Origin of the sequence: Rhodococcus oxybenzonivorans (assembly GCF_003130705.1) — a bacterium.
Lineage (GTDB): Bacteria > Actinomycetota > Actinomycetes > Mycobacteriales > Mycobacteriaceae > Rhodococcus_F > Rhodococcus_F oxybenzonivorans.
Genome location: NZ_CP021354.1, coordinates 4,786,690 through 4,801,245 on the forward strand (window position 1 = coordinate 4,786,690; position 14,556 = coordinate 4,801,245).

At 63.3% G+C, this 14,556-nt stretch carries 14 protein-coding genes; 5 read left to right on the top strand and 9 right to left on the bottom strand.

The window, feature by feature from the left end; genetic code table 11:
* Nucleotides 1–22: 22 nt before the first annotated feature.
* The 4 genes from glmU to CBI38_RS22390 all read left to right on the top strand — a co-directional run bounded on the left by glmU (nucleotide 23) and on the right by CBI38_RS22390 (nucleotide 4,033).
* Nucleotides 23–1,522, top strand: coding sequence for a bifunctional UDP-N-acetylglucosamine diphosphorylase/glucosamine-1-phosphate N-acetyltransferase GlmU (glmU, locus tag CBI38_RS22375; RefSeq protein ID WP_109332288.1), 1,500 nt, complete (start codon nucleotides 23–25; stop codon nucleotides 1,520–1,522).
* Nucleotides 1,519–2,499 carry a ribose-phosphate diphosphokinase gene (locus tag CBI38_RS22380; RefSeq protein ID WP_109332289.1) on the top strand — a complete coding sequence of 327 codons (981 nt, stop codon included), beginning with the start codon at nucleotides 1,519–1,521 and terminating at the stop codon, nucleotides 2,497–2,499. The genes glmU and CBI38_RS22380 overlap by 4 nt, the downstream gene beginning before the upstream one ends.
* A gap of 70 nt (nucleotides 2,500–2,569) precedes the next feature.
* Nucleotides 2,570–3,205: a DUF2461 domain-containing protein gene (locus CBI38_RS22385; protein WP_109332300.1), complete on the top strand. Its 636-nt coding sequence runs from the start codon at nucleotides 2,570–2,572 to the stop codon at nucleotides 3,203–3,205.
* A gap of 153 nt (nucleotides 3,206–3,358) precedes the next feature.
* Complete coding sequence (locus CBI38_RS22390; protein WP_204164797.1) at nucleotides 3,359–4,033, top strand: hypothetical protein; 675 nt, start codon at nucleotides 3,359–3,361, stop codon at nucleotides 4,031–4,033.
* Between the two features lie 119 nt (nucleotides 4,034–4,152).
* Here CBI38_RS22390 and CBI38_RS22395 read toward each other — a convergent pair whose 3' ends face one another.
* The 4 genes from CBI38_RS22395 to CBI38_RS22415 form a co-directional block, all read right to left on the bottom strand.
* Nucleotides 4,153–4,458: a DUF3263 domain-containing protein gene (locus tag CBI38_RS22395; RefSeq protein ID WP_335743602.1), complete on the bottom strand. Its 306-nt coding sequence runs from the start codon at nucleotides 4,456–4,458 to the stop codon at nucleotides 4,153–4,155.
* 307 nt (nucleotides 4,459–4,765) lie between these two features.
* On the bottom strand, nucleotides 4,766–5,593 hold the full coding sequence (locus CBI38_RS22405; RefSeq protein ID WP_204164798.1) for a 2-oxo acid dehydrogenase subunit E2: 828 nt from the start codon (nucleotides 5,591–5,593) through the stop codon (nucleotides 4,766–4,768).
* Between the two features lie 99 nt (nucleotides 5,594–5,692).
* Entirely contained in the window at nucleotides 5,693–7,348 is a 1,656-nt protein-coding gene (locus tag CBI38_RS22410) for an acyl-CoA mutase large subunit family protein (protein ID WP_109332314.1), read from the bottom strand.
* A gap of 64 nt (nucleotides 7,349–7,412) precedes the next feature.
* Nucleotides 7,413–7,835, bottom strand: coding sequence for a cobalamin B12-binding domain-containing protein (locus CBI38_RS22415; RefSeq protein WP_109335275.1), 423 nt, complete (start codon nucleotides 7,833–7,835; stop codon nucleotides 7,413–7,415).
* 71 nt (nucleotides 7,836–7,906) lie between these two features.
* Here CBI38_RS22415 and meaB point away from each other — a divergent pair, with 71 nt between their 5' ends.
* Complete coding sequence (gene meaB, locus CBI38_RS22420) at nucleotides 7,907–8,845, top strand: methylmalonyl Co-A mutase-associated GTPase MeaB (protein WP_109332315.1); 939 nt, start codon at nucleotides 7,907–7,909, stop codon at nucleotides 8,843–8,845.
* 114 nt (nucleotides 8,846–8,959) lie between these two features.
* On the opposite strand, the gene lpdA is transcribed toward meaB, so the two are convergent.
* From lpdA to CBI38_RS22445, 5 genes are all read right to left on the bottom strand, one after another.
* A complete protein-coding gene (lpdA, locus tag CBI38_RS22425; RefSeq protein ID WP_109332316.1) occupies nucleotides 8,960–10,333 on the bottom strand; it encodes a dihydrolipoyl dehydrogenase in 1,374 nt (457 codons plus the stop codon).
* Between the two features lie 239 nt (nucleotides 10,334–10,572).
* Entirely contained in the window at nucleotides 10,573–11,502 is a 930-nt protein-coding gene (locus tag CBI38_RS22430) for an LLM class F420-dependent oxidoreductase (protein WP_109332317.1), read from the bottom strand.
* 167 nt (nucleotides 11,503–11,669) lie between these two features.
* Nucleotides 11,670–11,993 (bottom strand): DUF4286 family protein, encoded by a 324-nt coding sequence (locus tag CBI38_RS22435; RefSeq protein WP_109335276.1) that lies wholly within the window; start codon nucleotides 11,991–11,993, stop codon nucleotides 11,670–11,672.
* A gap of 173 nt (nucleotides 11,994–12,166) precedes the next feature.
* Complete coding sequence (locus tag CBI38_RS22440) at nucleotides 12,167–12,580, bottom strand: nuclear transport factor 2 family protein (RefSeq protein ID WP_109332320.1); 414 nt, start codon at nucleotides 12,578–12,580, stop codon at nucleotides 12,167–12,169.
* 84 nt (nucleotides 12,581–12,664) lie between these two features.
* Nucleotides 12,665–14,152: an FAD-dependent oxidoreductase gene (locus CBI38_RS22445; RefSeq protein WP_109332321.1), complete on the bottom strand. Its 1,488-nt coding sequence runs from the start codon at nucleotides 14,150–14,152 to the stop codon at nucleotides 12,665–12,667.
* Nucleotides 14,153–14,556 lie beyond the last annotated feature (404 nt).

The window sequence follows — 14,556 nt, forward strand, 5'->3', positions numbered from 1 at the left end:
TGGAACGACCAGAGGGAGCTTCATGCCAGTGCAGACCGCCGTGGTCGTCCTCGCCGCCGGTGCAGGAACCCGGATGCGGTCGAAGATCCCCAAGGTGCTGCACACCCTGGGGGGACGCACGATGCTGGCTCACTCTCTCCACGCGGCCGCCGAAGTCGACCCCACGCATCTCGTCACCGTGGTCGGTCACGATCGGGAGCGTGTCGCCGCCGCGGTCACCACCCTGGAACCATCGCTCGGCCGCGCGATCGCCGTCGCCGTCCAGGAAGAGCAGAACGGGACCGGGCACGCCGTCGACTGCGGCCTGTCTGCGCTACCCGCTGACTTCCAGGGGACCGTGCTGGTCACCGCCGCCGACGTACCCCTGCTGGACGGCGACACCTTGCGGGCGCTTCTCGAGCGCCATCGCGGCGGGACGGCCCCCACGGCCGTCACCGTGCTGACCTTCACCGCTCCCGAACCCACCGGATACGGGCGAATCGTCCGGCGGCCCGACGGCGAGATCACCCACATCGTCGAGCAGGCGGACGCTACCGCGGAGCAGGCAGCGATCACGGAGGTCAACTCCGGCGTGTACGCCTTCGACGCCGGCTTCCTGCGCACAGCCCTCGGCCGACTGAACGCGGACAACGCGCAGGGCGAGCTGTACCTGACCGATGTCGTGAAGATTGCCCGCGAGGCCGGTAAGCCCGTGGTCGCCGCCCACCTGACGGATGCCGCGAAAGTAGGCGGCGCCAACGACCGCGTGCAACTGTCGCAGCTCGCCGCCGAACTGAATCGGCGCACCGTGGAGAGGTGGATGCGCGACGGAGTCACCGTCATCGATCCGGCCAGCACCTGGATCGACGTAGGCGTCACACTCGGGCGCGATGTCACCCTTCACCCCGGAGTCCAGCTGCACGGCACCACCACGGTGGGCGAAGATGCGGTGATCGGCCCCGACACCACGCTCACCGACGTGTCCGTCGGCGAGGGAGCGAGCGTCATACGCACCCATGGCACCGAGGCACACATCGGTGCCCGCGCCACCGTCGGCCCCTTCTCCTACCTGCGCCCGGGCACCGTACTCGGCGAGTCCGGCAAACTCGGCGCCTTCGTCGAGACGAAGAACGCCGAGATCGGAGCGCATTCCAAAGTTCCTCACCTGACGTACGTCGGGGATGCCACGATCGGCGAGCACAGCAACATCGGAGCGTCCAGTGTGTTCGTCAATTACGACGGCGTCGCCAAGAGCCGTACCGTGGTGGGGTCGCATGTCCGGACGGGATCGGACACCATGTTCGTCGCTCCGGTACAGGTCGGCGACGGTGCCTACACCGGAGCCGGCACCGTGCTGCGGTACGACGTACCCCCGGGGGCGCTCGCCGTCTCCGGTGGGAAGCAGCGCAATATTGACGGCTGGGTGCAACGCAACCGGCCAGGTACCGCCGCCGCCGAGGCGGCGTCTGCCGCGGAACATCCTCACAGTTCCGACCTGCACGAAACCGACAAGCAAGATTTAAAGGATGGCATAGAGCAGTGACCGCGAATTGGATCGACAACCAGAAGAACCTCATGCTTTTTTCTGGTCGCGCGCATCCGGAGCTGGCCGAGCAGGTGGCGAAGGAGCTCGATGTGCGGGTCACTCCGCAGACTGCTCGTGACTTCGCGAACGGTGAGATCTTCGTCCGCTTCGAAGAGTCGGTGCGCGGCTCCGACGCCTTCGTGCTGCAGAGTCACCCGGCCCCGCTGAACACCTGGGTGATGGAACAGCTGATCATGATCGATGCGCTCAAGCGTGGATCGGCCAAGCGCATCACCGCGGTGCTGCCCTTCTACCCGTACGCGCGCCAGGACAAGAAGCACCGCGGACGTGAGCCCATCTCCGCTCGCCTCGTCGCAGACCTGCTCAAGACGGCCGGCGCCGACCGCATCATCACAGTCGACCTGCACACCGATCAGATCCAGGGCTTCTTCGACGGACCCGTCGATCACATGCACGCCCAGGGACAGCTGGCCGAGTACATCCGCGGCAACTACGGCACCGAGAACATCGCCGTCGTCTCCCCCGACTCCGGTCGCGTCCGTGTGGCCGAGAAGTGGGCCGACACCCTCGGCGGCGCCCCGCTGGCGTTCATCCACAAGACCCGCGACCCGCTGGTGCCCAACCAGGTGAAGTCGAACCGTGTGGTCGGTGAGGTCGAAGGCCACACCTGCATCCTCATCGACGACATGATCGACACCGGTGGAACCATCGCCGGCGCCGTGAAGATCCTGAAGGAGGCCGGTGCCGGGGATGTGATCATCGCCGCCACCCACGGTGTGCTCTCCGATCCCGCCGCCGAGCGTCTCGCAGCGTGTGGCGCCAAGGAAGTCATCGTCACCAACACCCTCCCGATCGACGAGTCGAAGAAGTTCGCGCAGCTGACGGTGCTGTCGATCGCTCCGCTCCTCGCGCGCACCATCAAGGAAGTATTCGAGAACGGCTCGGTGACCTCCCTGTTCAACGGCAACGCCTAGGCGCTCCGCGCCCGTGAGTGGTTGACGAGTCCCTGGACTCGTCAACCACTCACAGGCGTAGCCTTCTGTCGTGTTCACCGGGATACCTATCGCTGCACTCGACTTCTACGAGGATCTCGAGGCAGACAACAGCAAGAGCTTCTGGACCGCGCACAAAGCGGTGTACGACGACGTAGTGCGGGCACCCATGACGGCGTTGCTGGCCGAACTCGAGGACGAGTTCGGCGCGGGCAAGGTGTTCCGCCCCTACCGCGACGTCCGCTTCTCGAAGGACAAGACCCCGTACAAGACCCATCAGGGCGGCTTCGTCGAAACGCGCCCGGGAGTCGGCTTCTACGTGCAGATCGATGCATCGGGCTTGTTCGTCGCGGGAGGCTTCTACTCGCACACGCCGGTTCAAGTCACCCGGTTCCGTGACGCCGTCGACGACGACCGCCGGGGACGCCAGTTGGTGCGGCTCGTGAAGAAGCTGCAGTCGTCGGGGTACGAGATCGGCGGCGACACACTGAAAACGCGGCCTCGTGGCGTTGCCGAGGATCACCCGCGTCTCGAACTGATGCGCCACAAATCGCTGACCGCGAGCAAGAAATACCTCTCCCCCGACTGGATCGACAGTCCGCGCACCGCGCAGGAAGTGCGCGCAGCGTGGCGCGAGATGCGGCCACTTGTCGAGTGGCTGACCACGGTGATCGGCGCGGGCGAATGAAACTTACTGGTCGGGAAAAGTAGTGCAGCACACAGCGATTGCACCCCCTCACCCGAGGGCGAACATGATCTTCGTCACGCCCGCTCGCAGAAGCGCAGGTCGCCCGGGGGGCAATGTGACGCCCGGGCTCGCAGTGCCCTACTGTGGCTCGTCGTGATCGACGCGCAAACTCTCTCGGGCCCTATCGATATCGGTGCAATTCGAAACGTCCGGCGTTGGTCGCCGGGGGCTTGCGTCTGGTGCGGAGACGACCATGCAGTCGAGATGTTCCGCAACGAACCTCGCTGTGGCGCTTGCCGCGAGAAGGAGACCGTGATCGACGAAGCCCGGCGCTTCCTCGGCATGTACGGTCTGCGCCCCCTCGGTGGCACGCTGCAGTCGGACGACGACGAAGAGCGCGAACACCGTGTCAAGGCCCGCGATGCACGTCGTGAACTGAACGAGGTGAAGCTGTCCGAGCTTCCCGACCCCGCGGCCGTGCGCAAGGCGCTGCGCCCCCGGGCCGCCAGCGTCGTCTCGGAGACTCGCACTTCGGCCCACTCCGGAACGTCCTCGCCGTCCACGTCGAGTCGCCCGAGCTCGCCCCGCAGCTCGACCACCCCGCCCGTAGCACCCGTGCGCACCGACTCCGTGGACGTCGCCGCGCTCGAAACCCGGGTGACCGGACTTCTCGAGCAGCTCACGTCGATCGACGCCCAGATGAGCCAGATCGGCGAACCCGTCGGGTTGGCGGCACGCGCCCGCCTCAGCGACCTCGAGAAGCAGCGCGCCACCGTGCTCCGCACTCTCGCCGCGCTCGAGAAGGCCCGGATCGCCGCCGGACGGTAGAACTCACGCCACGCCGGCAAGAAACTCACTGCAGGCACGGCGCGCTCTTCAGACCTGCGTACACCCATATCCACGAGACTCGTCGCCCACGCCGGGACCGGTGGCCGCCCTTCTCGTCATCAACCCGCGTGATCCCGAGCGCATGCTCCGTCGATCATGGTCGTCCTGCGATGTGCCGATGCCAGTCGGGCGCGGCAGATATCCCGTATCTCCTGGCGGATTTCGACCGGCTGGTTCGCTAACGCACCGCGATTGACCAACGCTTCGAGACGTTCGAAGTACTCGCGCGACGTCAGTCCGAACTCCACGAAGATGTCGGACTCACTGCCTCCGCCCCAATGTCGCCACCTGCGAGCGAAGTCAATAATGTCAGTTTCTCGATCCACGCCTCTGCTCCCTTCGCTAGGTCCGACTGGACCTTTCACTCGCCGATCTTCCGTGCTCCACCATTGGCCATCCGTCGGATACCGAACTCAGAATCCGCGGTTTTCCCCGTCTGTACCGCCACATGACGCCTCCGATACTCCGCACCGGCCAGTTGAAGCCCACACGGAACCAGAGACGAGCGAGTGCTGTCGCGAGAAATTCGGTCAGTTCAGTTCCGGACTCCGGGTCGACTTCGCAGTACAGCCCTGCGTCGGCCTCGAGGTGATCGCGACTCGTCGGCCCAGGTGCGCGTTCCAGCACGGCTTTGTCGCCCTTCGCAAGCAAAAGTTGTTCCGACGCTTGTCGTTAAAGCTCGTAAGAAGCGAGCGCGGCGGCAAAATCGTCTGTTTCGATCCTTGCCTTGACCGCCGCAAGGAATCGTCCGGCGTCTGCGCCATCAATCAACCTGTGGTCGTATGTCAGCGGCAGATAGCACACGGATCGGATCGCGACGGTCTCCTCTCCATCCGGGCGAACCACTACTTTCGGTTCCCGCCGGATGGCACCCGTTCCGAGGATTGCCACTTCGGGCTGATTGATGATCGGGGTGTCGAGCAGGGAACCGGCACTGCCGATGTTGGTGATCGTGAAAGTACTTCCACTCAGCTCAGCGGGCTTGATGGCGTTGGACCGCACCCTCTCCGCGATGTCGGCAATGCTCCGGGACAACTCGGGTAGCGTCAGGGTCTGCGCATCCCGAATCACGGGTACGAACAGGCCCCGCGGCGTGTCCACGGCAATACCCAGGTTCACGGTGTCGTGGAACGTCACATGGGTGGCGGCGTCGTCGACCGAGGCATTGAGCTGGGGGAAGTGCCCGAGAACTTCGACTGCCGCCTTGGCGAAGAACGGCAAATAGGTCAACGAGATACCTTCTACCTGCTTGAAGGCCTCTTTCGTCGCGTTTCGCAGTTCGGATACTGCGGTGACGTCCACCTCCTGCACCGTTGTGAGTTGAGCGGAAACACGCAACGACTCGAGCATCCGAGTGGAGATCACTTTTCGCAGCCGGGAGAGCTTCACCGTCGATCCTCGCTGAGGATGTTCAGTGCTGGACCGAAGGACCTGCACGGGATCAGCGTCGGGCACCGTGTCGATTGTTCCCGTTTGTTGCGTTCCGGACGTCTCGTTCATCACTGTCTCCTCGTCGATCGCCGACATCGTTGGTCGGCAGGTAGCGATACTTCGGTCGAGCCGCCCAGGCGTCCAGCAGAAGCACCGTCGGCCATCCGGTCAGTGGAAGTCGAAGGGCGACTCGACCACTCCGAAGGGGTCGTATCTCATCCCACAGGCCAGACGCTGGACACCGGACACCTCTCCGACCGTCGCGCCGACGAGGAAGGCGTCGGCCATTGCATCCTGGGTGTTGCGGTCACCGCGTGCGGAGTCGAACACTGCCCGCAGTGCCTGTTCGAGACGGTGTGGGTCCCTCGCCGACTTCTCGCGGATGAAGCGCTCGACGTGGGCGTCGACGCTGGCTTCGTCGACCTTGAAGCGGTGTGGAGGGTTCTCGCGGGAAGGCTGGAAGGCGTTGACTCCGATCACGATCCGCTCTCCGGACTGTATTTCCTCCTCACGTAGGAGGTTCTCGTCGTCCATCATCGACTCGATCGACCCATCCTCGATGCCACGCAGCAGTCCGTGGTCCTCGATCTTCGCCAACAGCGCCAGGGCATCGGCCTCGACTCGGTCGGTAAGTGCCTCGACGTAGTAGCTTCCACCGAGTGGGTCGGCGGTGCGTGCCGCACCGACCTCATGGGCGAGTATCAGCTGGGTCCGGGTCGCAAGCTCGCGGGCCTCGTGTGTCGGTATGCCGATCGGCTCGTCGAAGGTGCAGGTTTCTACGGATTGCACTCCACCGAGGATCGCGGCGAGGGTTTCGATCGCGGCCCGAGTGAGATTGTTGAGGGGCTGCTGGTAAACCAGTGAACGACCGGAGGTGTGGCAGGCGATGCGAAGCCGCATGCTGCGCGGGTCGGTGGCGCCGAACTCCTCTTTCATCGTGCGTGCCCAGATCCTCCGGAGCGCACGGAATTTTGCGACCTCCTCGAACAGGTCGATATCAGCGGTCGAGACCCAGGCCATCCTCGGTGCGACCTCGTCGATTCGTACGCCACGTTCGGTGAGGTCGGTAAAGGTCTTCCGGACGATGGCCATACCGAGTGCGATCTCGCCAACCGGTGTGGTTCCGCGTTCGCGCAGGTTGTACGCCTGCGGGAACCCGCAAGACCATTTCGGGGTGTTGCGAGCGACAAACTCCAGAGTGTCGATCGCGAGACGGTGACCGAACTCGGGTGAGACGAATTTCTGTCCGCCGCCGTCCAGGTTGAGCCGGAGATAGTCCGGCATGTGTGAGCCGTGCACATCGCTCAGCGACAATCCGTGCTTGCGCGCATACGCAACGACCATCGGATAGATGTTGAACGTGACGTGCCAGGCGACGTCGGTTTTCGTGATGTCGATGTGCGCGAGAAGTCGCTCGAGGTCATTGATACTCGACACCGACGCACCCTCGAGCCCGACATCGGGACGCAGCACAGGGTGGTCAGGATCCAGGCCCTGGGTGGAGACTGTGTCGAGTACGACGTCGACCGCCGCGGACCCGGCCTTCAGCGACTGGGCGATACCATCGGCCGTGTCCTCGGGACTTCCGTAGCCGACGATGTTGCGGAGAGTCCACATTCGGCTCCGGTACATCTGCGGAAACGATCCGCGTGTGTAGGGGAACGTGCCCGGATCACCGAGCGCCTCGTCGTACGCGGGGTCGGGCTCGTCGGGCCTATAGAAATTTTCAGTAGGCGTGCCCGACCACGTCGTTGTGCGGGACAACTTGACCGAAACCTCGGACAAATCCTCGTCGGCGTGTCCGTTTTGCTGCGAAGTCACCATTGCTCCATCCGCCCTGACCGTACTGATTCACTGTTCGGCGCCAACCCTTGTGTCGGCCCCCGCGTCACGCGTTCGGCTCCGAGGCCGGCGCCGGGGCGAAGGTTCGATCGATGAACTCGAGGATCTGCGGCTTGTCCGAGCCCGGCCCGAAAACACCGGCAACACCCATCGCCTCGAGCGTCGGCACATCCTCGGGATGTATCAAACCCCCTGCCACCACCGCGATCTCACCACCGCCGACATCGCGAAGGGCATCGATCAGTTCCTGCACCCGCCGCACGTAGTCCCCGGTGCTGAAACTGACACCGACAAAGTCTGCATCCTCACTGACGGCCACGGAGGCGAGTTGCCGTGCAGTGTTGTGCTCACCCAGATAGACAACCTCGAGACCATGGTCCCGGAAAATTCGAGCCAAGGTACGAATACCCTTGCTGTGCTTGTCGGAGGCCAGCATGCCCAGGACACATCGGATCTTTCGTGTGTTCACCGAGTACTCTCCCTTACTGTCGTGCATGCACTTTAGCATGCAGTAGAGTCGACTGAAAGGAGAGTTTCACAATGGAATTGACTGACCTCATAACCCGCGCTCGCCGGTCAGAGGCGCGCGCACTCGGCCGGCTGATATCACTGGTGGAGAACGAATCCCCGCAGTCCCGTGAAATAGACGCGGAACTCGCGCCCCACACCGGCAGCGCGCACATTGTCGGCCTCACCGGACCGCCGGGAGTCGGCAAGTCCACGTCGGTGACAGCACTCGTCTCCGAATTGCGGCGCCGAGGCAGAACAGTGGCAGTACTCGCGATCGACCCCAGCTCGCCCTACACGGGCGGCGCCCTGTTGGGAGATCGCGTCCGGATGCAAAGCCACTCAACAGACCCCGGGGTTTACATCCGGTCCATGGCGAGCAGGGGAAGCCTGGGCGGCCTCTCCGCAACCGCCACAGCATCGCTCCGGGTGCTCGATGGGATCGGCTTCGACGTCATCCTCGTCGAAACGGTGGGTGTCGGTCAGTCGGAGGTCGACATCTCGGCTGTCGCCGACACGACGATCGTTCTACTGGCTCCGGGAATGGGTGACGAAGTTCAGGCCTCCAAGGCCGGCGTTCTCGAGGTCGGTGACATCTTTATCGTCAACAAAGCCGACCAGGGAGGCGCCGAGTCGACCCGACGCCAACTCCGGTTCATGATTGGCGGTAACGACCACGATGCCTCGACCTGGCTACCCCCCGTCACACTGGCGGTAGCCCTCTCCAGCAAAGGATTCGGTGACATCGTCGACGCGATCGACAGCCATCGCATCCACCTCACTGCCTCTGGCGAACTCGAACGACGTCGCACCCGCCGCGCACGCCGTGAGATCGAAGAGCTCACCATGCAGCTGATACGAGCGCGCCTCCACGCTGGCCCACACCTGGCCAAGCTCGATGCGCTCGCCTCCGACGTGGTCTCAGGCTCTACAGATCCCTACTCGGCCGCGGTGGAGCTGGCCGGGCAGTGACGATGGCGGCTCCTCCGACTTACCCCACCCGACTACCTGCCGGCAGTCGGGTGCCGAAAGATGCCCGTCCGCAGTGTAAGTCGATTCTTTGGCCAGTCGCGACGGGCAATCTTTTCAAGCGTGCACGTGGAGCGGTTTGCCGGACACTGCCAGCAATGCCTCGCCGAGCGCCTCCCCCTGGGTTGGATGAGCGTGTACGAACTTCGCGGCCTCCGATGCCTTGACCTCGAGGTTGTACATCAACTGAGCCTCGCCGATCAGTTCACCTACCCGGTCACCGACCATATGGACGCCCACGACAGCGCCCGTGGGCGCAACCACCAATTTGACTACACCGGTCGTCTTCAAGATCTGACTCTTCCCATTTCCGGCGAGATCATACGTCACAGTATCGATATCGTCACCGAACCGCCCACGTGCTGCAGCCTCGGTCACGCCAACCGACGCTACCTCGGGATGCGAGTAGATGACGCGGGGAATACCAGTCTCGTCGATGCGGTCAGGACTGCATCCGGCAACGTCCTCGGCGACGAAGATCCCCTGTTGAAACCCTCGATGCGCCAGCTGGAGTCCCCGCACAATGTCGCCGACCGCGTAGATGCTCGGCACTGCCGTGCGCAAGCGGTCATCGGTCGCCACGAAGCCGTCTTCGATCGTTATCCCCGCTGCCTCGAATCCCATCCCATTCGTATTGGGAACACGCCCGACCGCGACCAGAACGACGTCGGCGTCGAGAACGTCACCCGAGTCGAGGGTGACGGTCACCGCATCACCATCCTGCACCACCGCGGTGACCCGTGTGCCCGTCTTCGCCGTGATCTTGCGCCGCCTGAACGCCCGCTCCAGGTACGTCGACATCGCCTCGTCCTCATGCGGCACGAGGCGCGGCAACGCCTCGACGATTGTGACGGCGGCTCCGAAGGACGACCAGATGCTGGCGAATTCGACGCCGATGACGCCGCCTCCGAGAATGATTGCCTTTTTCGGCACCGACGGCAGCACAAGCGCCTCGTCGCTGGTAATCACTCGACCGCCGAGAGGAATGCCGGGCAATCCCTTCGGGATCGATCCGGTTGCGAGGACGATGTGTGCGCCCGTGATCAGTTCGCCTTCTACCTCAATGCCGTTCGGCCCGACCAAGTGACCGCGACCGTCCACCACGGTGATGCCGTGCGAGCCGATGAGGCCCTGCAGTCCCTTGTGCAGCCGGGTGACGATCGAGTTCTTGTAACTGTGTACCTTGCCGACATCGATCCCGCTGAAGGTGGCGGCGACGCCGAATTGTGTTGCAATCTTGGCTGTGTCCGCTACTTCGGCTGCATGCAACAACGCTTTCGTCGGAATACACCCTCGGTGCAGGCACGTGCCCCCGAGGTCACCCTCCTCGATGAGTATTACCGAGCGGCCCAACTCGGCCGAGCGTATTGCGGCGGCGTACCCGCCGGAACCACCACCGAGGATGACGACATCTGCTGAACGTGGGGTCATGAGACACTCCTGACTGAACAGAATTAGCAAAGAGCCACGCATAGGCATCTGCGCGTGCGAGCAAGCAGTGACGGTGCGCACCCGCACGTGAGACTTACCGTCGTTCCAGTACGTGTGCGCTCATCAACCCCAACACTGCCGCTCTTCGATAACGGCTTGGCATGGATAGCGAAACGCGTTGCGACGCTGTAGCAGCCGACGACACCGGAGCTTCCCTGAGTACGGCCGGGGCTCGAGCCTCAGGAGTTCACGAGAGCGGGCGCGAGTTCGCGCCACTGCTCGAGCGGAAGCGAGGTCGGATCCGACGGTAGGACTTGGACGCACACATGGTCGGCGCCGGCGTCGATATGCGCCTGAACACGCGCCTGCACCGCTTCGACATCACCCCAAGCGATGACAGCGTCGATGACACGGTCACTACCGCCGTCGTCGAAGTCTGCTTCGGTGAACCCGTGCTTCAACAGGTCCTTGCGGTAACTGTCGAAGCCGAAATAAAGCTGTGCATACCTGCGCGCTATCTCGCGTGCCCGCCCGGGGTCGGTCTCGAGAACCACCGCCTGCTCCGGGCAGAGCAGCGGCCCGGATCCGAGGATGCCGCGTGCTTCAGCGGTGTGTTCGGGAACCACGAAGTACGGGTGGGCACCGGCTGCGCGTCGGGAGGCAAGCTCGAGCATTTTGGGACCCACCGCTGCCAACACCCGTGGTGGCGGGGCTGCCGGCCGCGGCGACTGGTAGGCCACACCGTCCATAGCGTCGAGGTAGTCGGCCATACGCTTCAGCGGACTCGAATACTTCTGCCCCCGCATGCCCTCCACGATGGCAGCCCGACTGACGCCGAGGCCGAGTAGGAACCGGTCATCGAAGGCCTCTGCCAAAGTGAGCTGGCCGGCCGCCATCGCCACGGGGTCGCGCGCCCATATGTTGGCAATGCCCGTGGCGACCACCAATTGCCGTGTTGCGCCCAACAGCATGGCCGAGTTGGCGAGAACCTCGCGGCGCAAACCCTCGGAAATCCAGACCGTGGGATAGCCGAGATCCTCGAGTTCCGCCGCTACTTCCCGGGCTCGTGAGGCGGGTTGCAGGTCCAGCGCCTGCGTCCAGAGGCCCACCTTGCCCAGCGATCGAAGAGGGTCAGCGCTGACGTCGTGTGAATCTGAAGAATTGCTCATAGACACCTGACTAGATCATCTTCCTGTGCGCGTTCGAGGCTGGGCGAGATTCGGGCGGTACATGTGTTGCAGGCGACGGTAGCACGTGACGAACATTTTGCATACATTACTTCCGTGACCACTCGCCTCGACCTCGCGGCTGACACCCCGCTTATCCCACCGGCTTCTCATGGGGGTGCGTAGACGGTGGTCTGACGTAGCAGTCGGACACTGGGTTCTGGATCCAGTTGGATGCTGTCCGACATGCGCAGCCCGCCCTGTGCATGCACTTCCAGCATGTGGTCCACAACGGCCTGGAAGTCGTCCGCTTCGATCTCATAGATCGCAACAAATGGGCCATCGCCGTTGACTGGAGTCAGTCGCCGGCCCGCGGTAAAACCCTCCAGCGCTACAACTTCGGGTAGGTGAATCTCGTCATACCAGGTGTGGAACTCTACCTCGCGCTCCGGCGCGCTCGGCCACGTCTCCACATAGAGAATTCCTTTTGCCATGATGTGTCCGATCTCCACCGGAGTGGTCGAGTGAGTGTGCGTTTTCGGGCAGAAACATCGGCAGCGACATAAGCCCGGCCCAGGCCTCCCGCACCGCCACCGAGACCCGCACAGACGTGCGCTGTGCGGGTTCGGCGCATCGATCTCACAATCGAGTGTTCAGCGTCGAGCAATCACTCGACGCTCTGTTCGGCCATCATTTCGAGGAGCGTCTCATCGGCAAGCTTGGTGTCGGTGTATTCGTCCATGTGATAGATCTTCCCGTCGCGGACGTGGAACATGAAGATGTAGTCGTTGTTGTACTCCCGCCCGTCGGCAAGCGTCGAGTACCCCTTGAGTTGGCACGCAACGCGGTCGGCTTCAGCGGTGACGCTCTCGAACTCGAATCGAATTCCGTTCTTGAACAACGACGAAACGGCTGCCACGAAGGCGACTGTCTCCTCCCGAGTCCGCCTCCCGCAAATCTTGGCGGTTCCCCGGGCAAGAGTGTCGAAGTCTTCCGTGAGGACGCTGTCCATCAGCACGGGGTCACCTTCACCGAGTGCCTTCAGGTAGTTCATAGCAACTTCTTTGTTCTTCTCAGTCATGACATTTCCTCCGAGAGTCCTGGATTGGTGAGCTTGTCGCCGAGCGAGCCGCGGGACAGGCGCTTCGGTACGGCCGTTCCGTCGTCAGGCGGTGACCGCGGTGGGAGCCCCTACATCGACGGCAGCGGACGGCGCCGTCCCCGCCGTATCACGCGCGAGTGCCGCCGCATTGCGGCCTGCGATCCGCCCGTAGGTGAGGCAGTTCGCGATCGAGTTCCCGCTTCCGACGTACATTTTGCCGATGACGCCACCGGCGCACTCACCCGCGGCGAACAAACCCGGCACCGGATGCTGATTGCTGCTGAGCACCCGTGCCTCCGAATCGACCGCTGGTCCACAGGCGGTGAGCGCAATCAGCGACAGCCGCAATTCGCAGGCGTAGAAGGGCCCGGTCTCGACGGGACGCATCTGCTCGCCGTCCTTGAGGAAGAGCGAGTCGTGCTTCTGGTGAGCGTCCTCGTTGTATCGTTCGATAGTGCCCACCAAGTTCGACGCCGGCACTCCGAGCTGCTCGGCCAGATCGGAGAGCGTCTCGGCAACCTTCACCTTGCCTTCGGCGATCGCCTCGTCGATCACCGGCTCGAGCCAGTGAGACCTTGGCACACCCGGAAGGTTCACCTTGGTTGCCGCCTCTGTGCTTTCCGGGTTTGCAGCCCGCTTGGCAGCATGATCGAAGATGGCATAGACGCGGTTACCCTGCGCGCGAACGATTGGGTCCACGACGCTGTAAGGCGTCATTTCATCCATGAAACGGCGACCGCTGGAATTCACGATCACCAGCCAACCGGGAAGGTACGCCTGCGGGTCGCGGTTGAAGTCCGCGATCAAAACCCACCCTCCTCGGTCCACTCCTTCGATGTAAGCATCAACGGGTTCTACGAGGTTGAAGATATCTCCAGACCTCGGGAATGCGCCGCCTATGTACCAACTCTTCTCGTCCGCGGCCGCGAGCGGCAGGTACTGCTCATGTAGCTCAGGGTTGCCCGCGAAACCTCCCATGGCGAGCACGACAGCGTCCGCGCGTACGACCTCGTCGCCGACCGCAATACCACGGACACGTCCGCCTTCAACCACGAGGCGGTCCACGCGTTGGCTCAGGGCGATGTCGATATTCGGCTGCTTGCGGATGTGGCGGGTCAGCACGTCGATGATCTCCTGCCCCTGTCCAGGAACGGAATGGCCCCGCGGTGCGCGCTCTTCACCTGCGCTGATGAGCTGGTTCTGGAAAGTGACGCCGAGATCACGGATCCACTCGAAAGTGTCCGGAAGCTCGTCCACCAGGCGCCGAACCACCGAAGGAGTCACGTCCCAGTGGTTGGCCAGCATGTAGTCCTGGAACAGCTCGTCAGGATGATCATCGAGGCCGTTGGCGCGCTGCAGGCTCGTTCCTGCGGCCATCATAATTCCGGTCGAGAGTCGGCTGGCACCTCCCAGAATCGTCTCACCCTCCACTAGGAGGACTTTCGCGCCGTCCGACGCGGCCTCCAGCGCCGCCGACATCCCCGCCATTCCCGAGCCGACGACAATCACGTCTACGTCGCTCGCGGCAACGTCGTTGTCGAGTGTGCTCAATGGTCTCTCCTATCGATCGGTGTTGCGGTTCAACGTGACTGAATGCACGCCAAACAGCGTGAGGCTCTACTCTGCATGGTGTTAGTAAGAGGTCGAACTTGTTCGGTTGCACGCACCCATGGCCGCCTTGACGGACCGGCCTGCATTCCGATTTCGTCCGCTTGCCCGCGGAAACGTATGGGTGACCCTTCTCCGAGGTTTTCGAAGGTCCGCCCGAAACGAAACAAGCGGCGGTGTCCCTAATCTTATGCAAAATAATCGCCATGTGTCCAGGGCCACATTCTCGACTCGAAGTCGAGGGAATCTTCTTCATGAAGACGGCCGCGATCAGGGCGCCAGTTGTCATGGCGGAGAAGCAATGCCAGAGTTGACCGCCGGATCGAGAAGCCCTCTACACACCAATC

Bases quoted from the DNA above. Each gene is read 5' to 3' on its own strand.
- CBI38_RS22405 (WP_204164798.1), bottom strand. From the start codon at position 5,593: ATGAACGAGACGTCCGGAACGCAACAAACGGGAACAATCGACACGGTG.
- CBI38_RS22410 (WP_109332314.1), bottom strand. From the start codon at position 7,348: ATGGTGACTTCGCAGCAAAACGGACACGCCGACGAGGATTTGTCCGAG.
- glmU (WP_109332288.1), top strand. From the start codon at position 23: ATGCCAGTGCAGACCGCCGTGGTCGTCCTCGCCGCCGGTGCAGGAACC.
- CBI38_RS22435 (WP_109335276.1), bottom strand. From the start codon at position 11,993: ATGGCAAAAGGAATTCTCTATGTGGAGACGTGGCCGAGCGCGCCGGAG.
- CBI38_RS22440 (WP_109332320.1), bottom strand. From the start codon at position 12,580: ATGACTGAGAAGAACAAAGAAGTTGCTATGAACTACCTGAAGGCACTC.
- lpdA (WP_109332316.1), bottom strand. From the start codon at position 10,333: ATGACCCCACGTTCAGCAGATGTCGTCATCCTCGGTGGTGGTTCCGGC.
- meaB (WP_109332315.1), top strand. From the start codon at position 7,907: ATGGAATTGACTGACCTCATAACCCGCGCTCGCCGGTCAGAGGCGCGC.
- CBI38_RS22430 (WP_109332317.1), bottom strand. From the start codon at position 11,502: ATGAGCAATTCTTCAGATTCACACGACGTCAGCGCTGACCCTCTTCGA.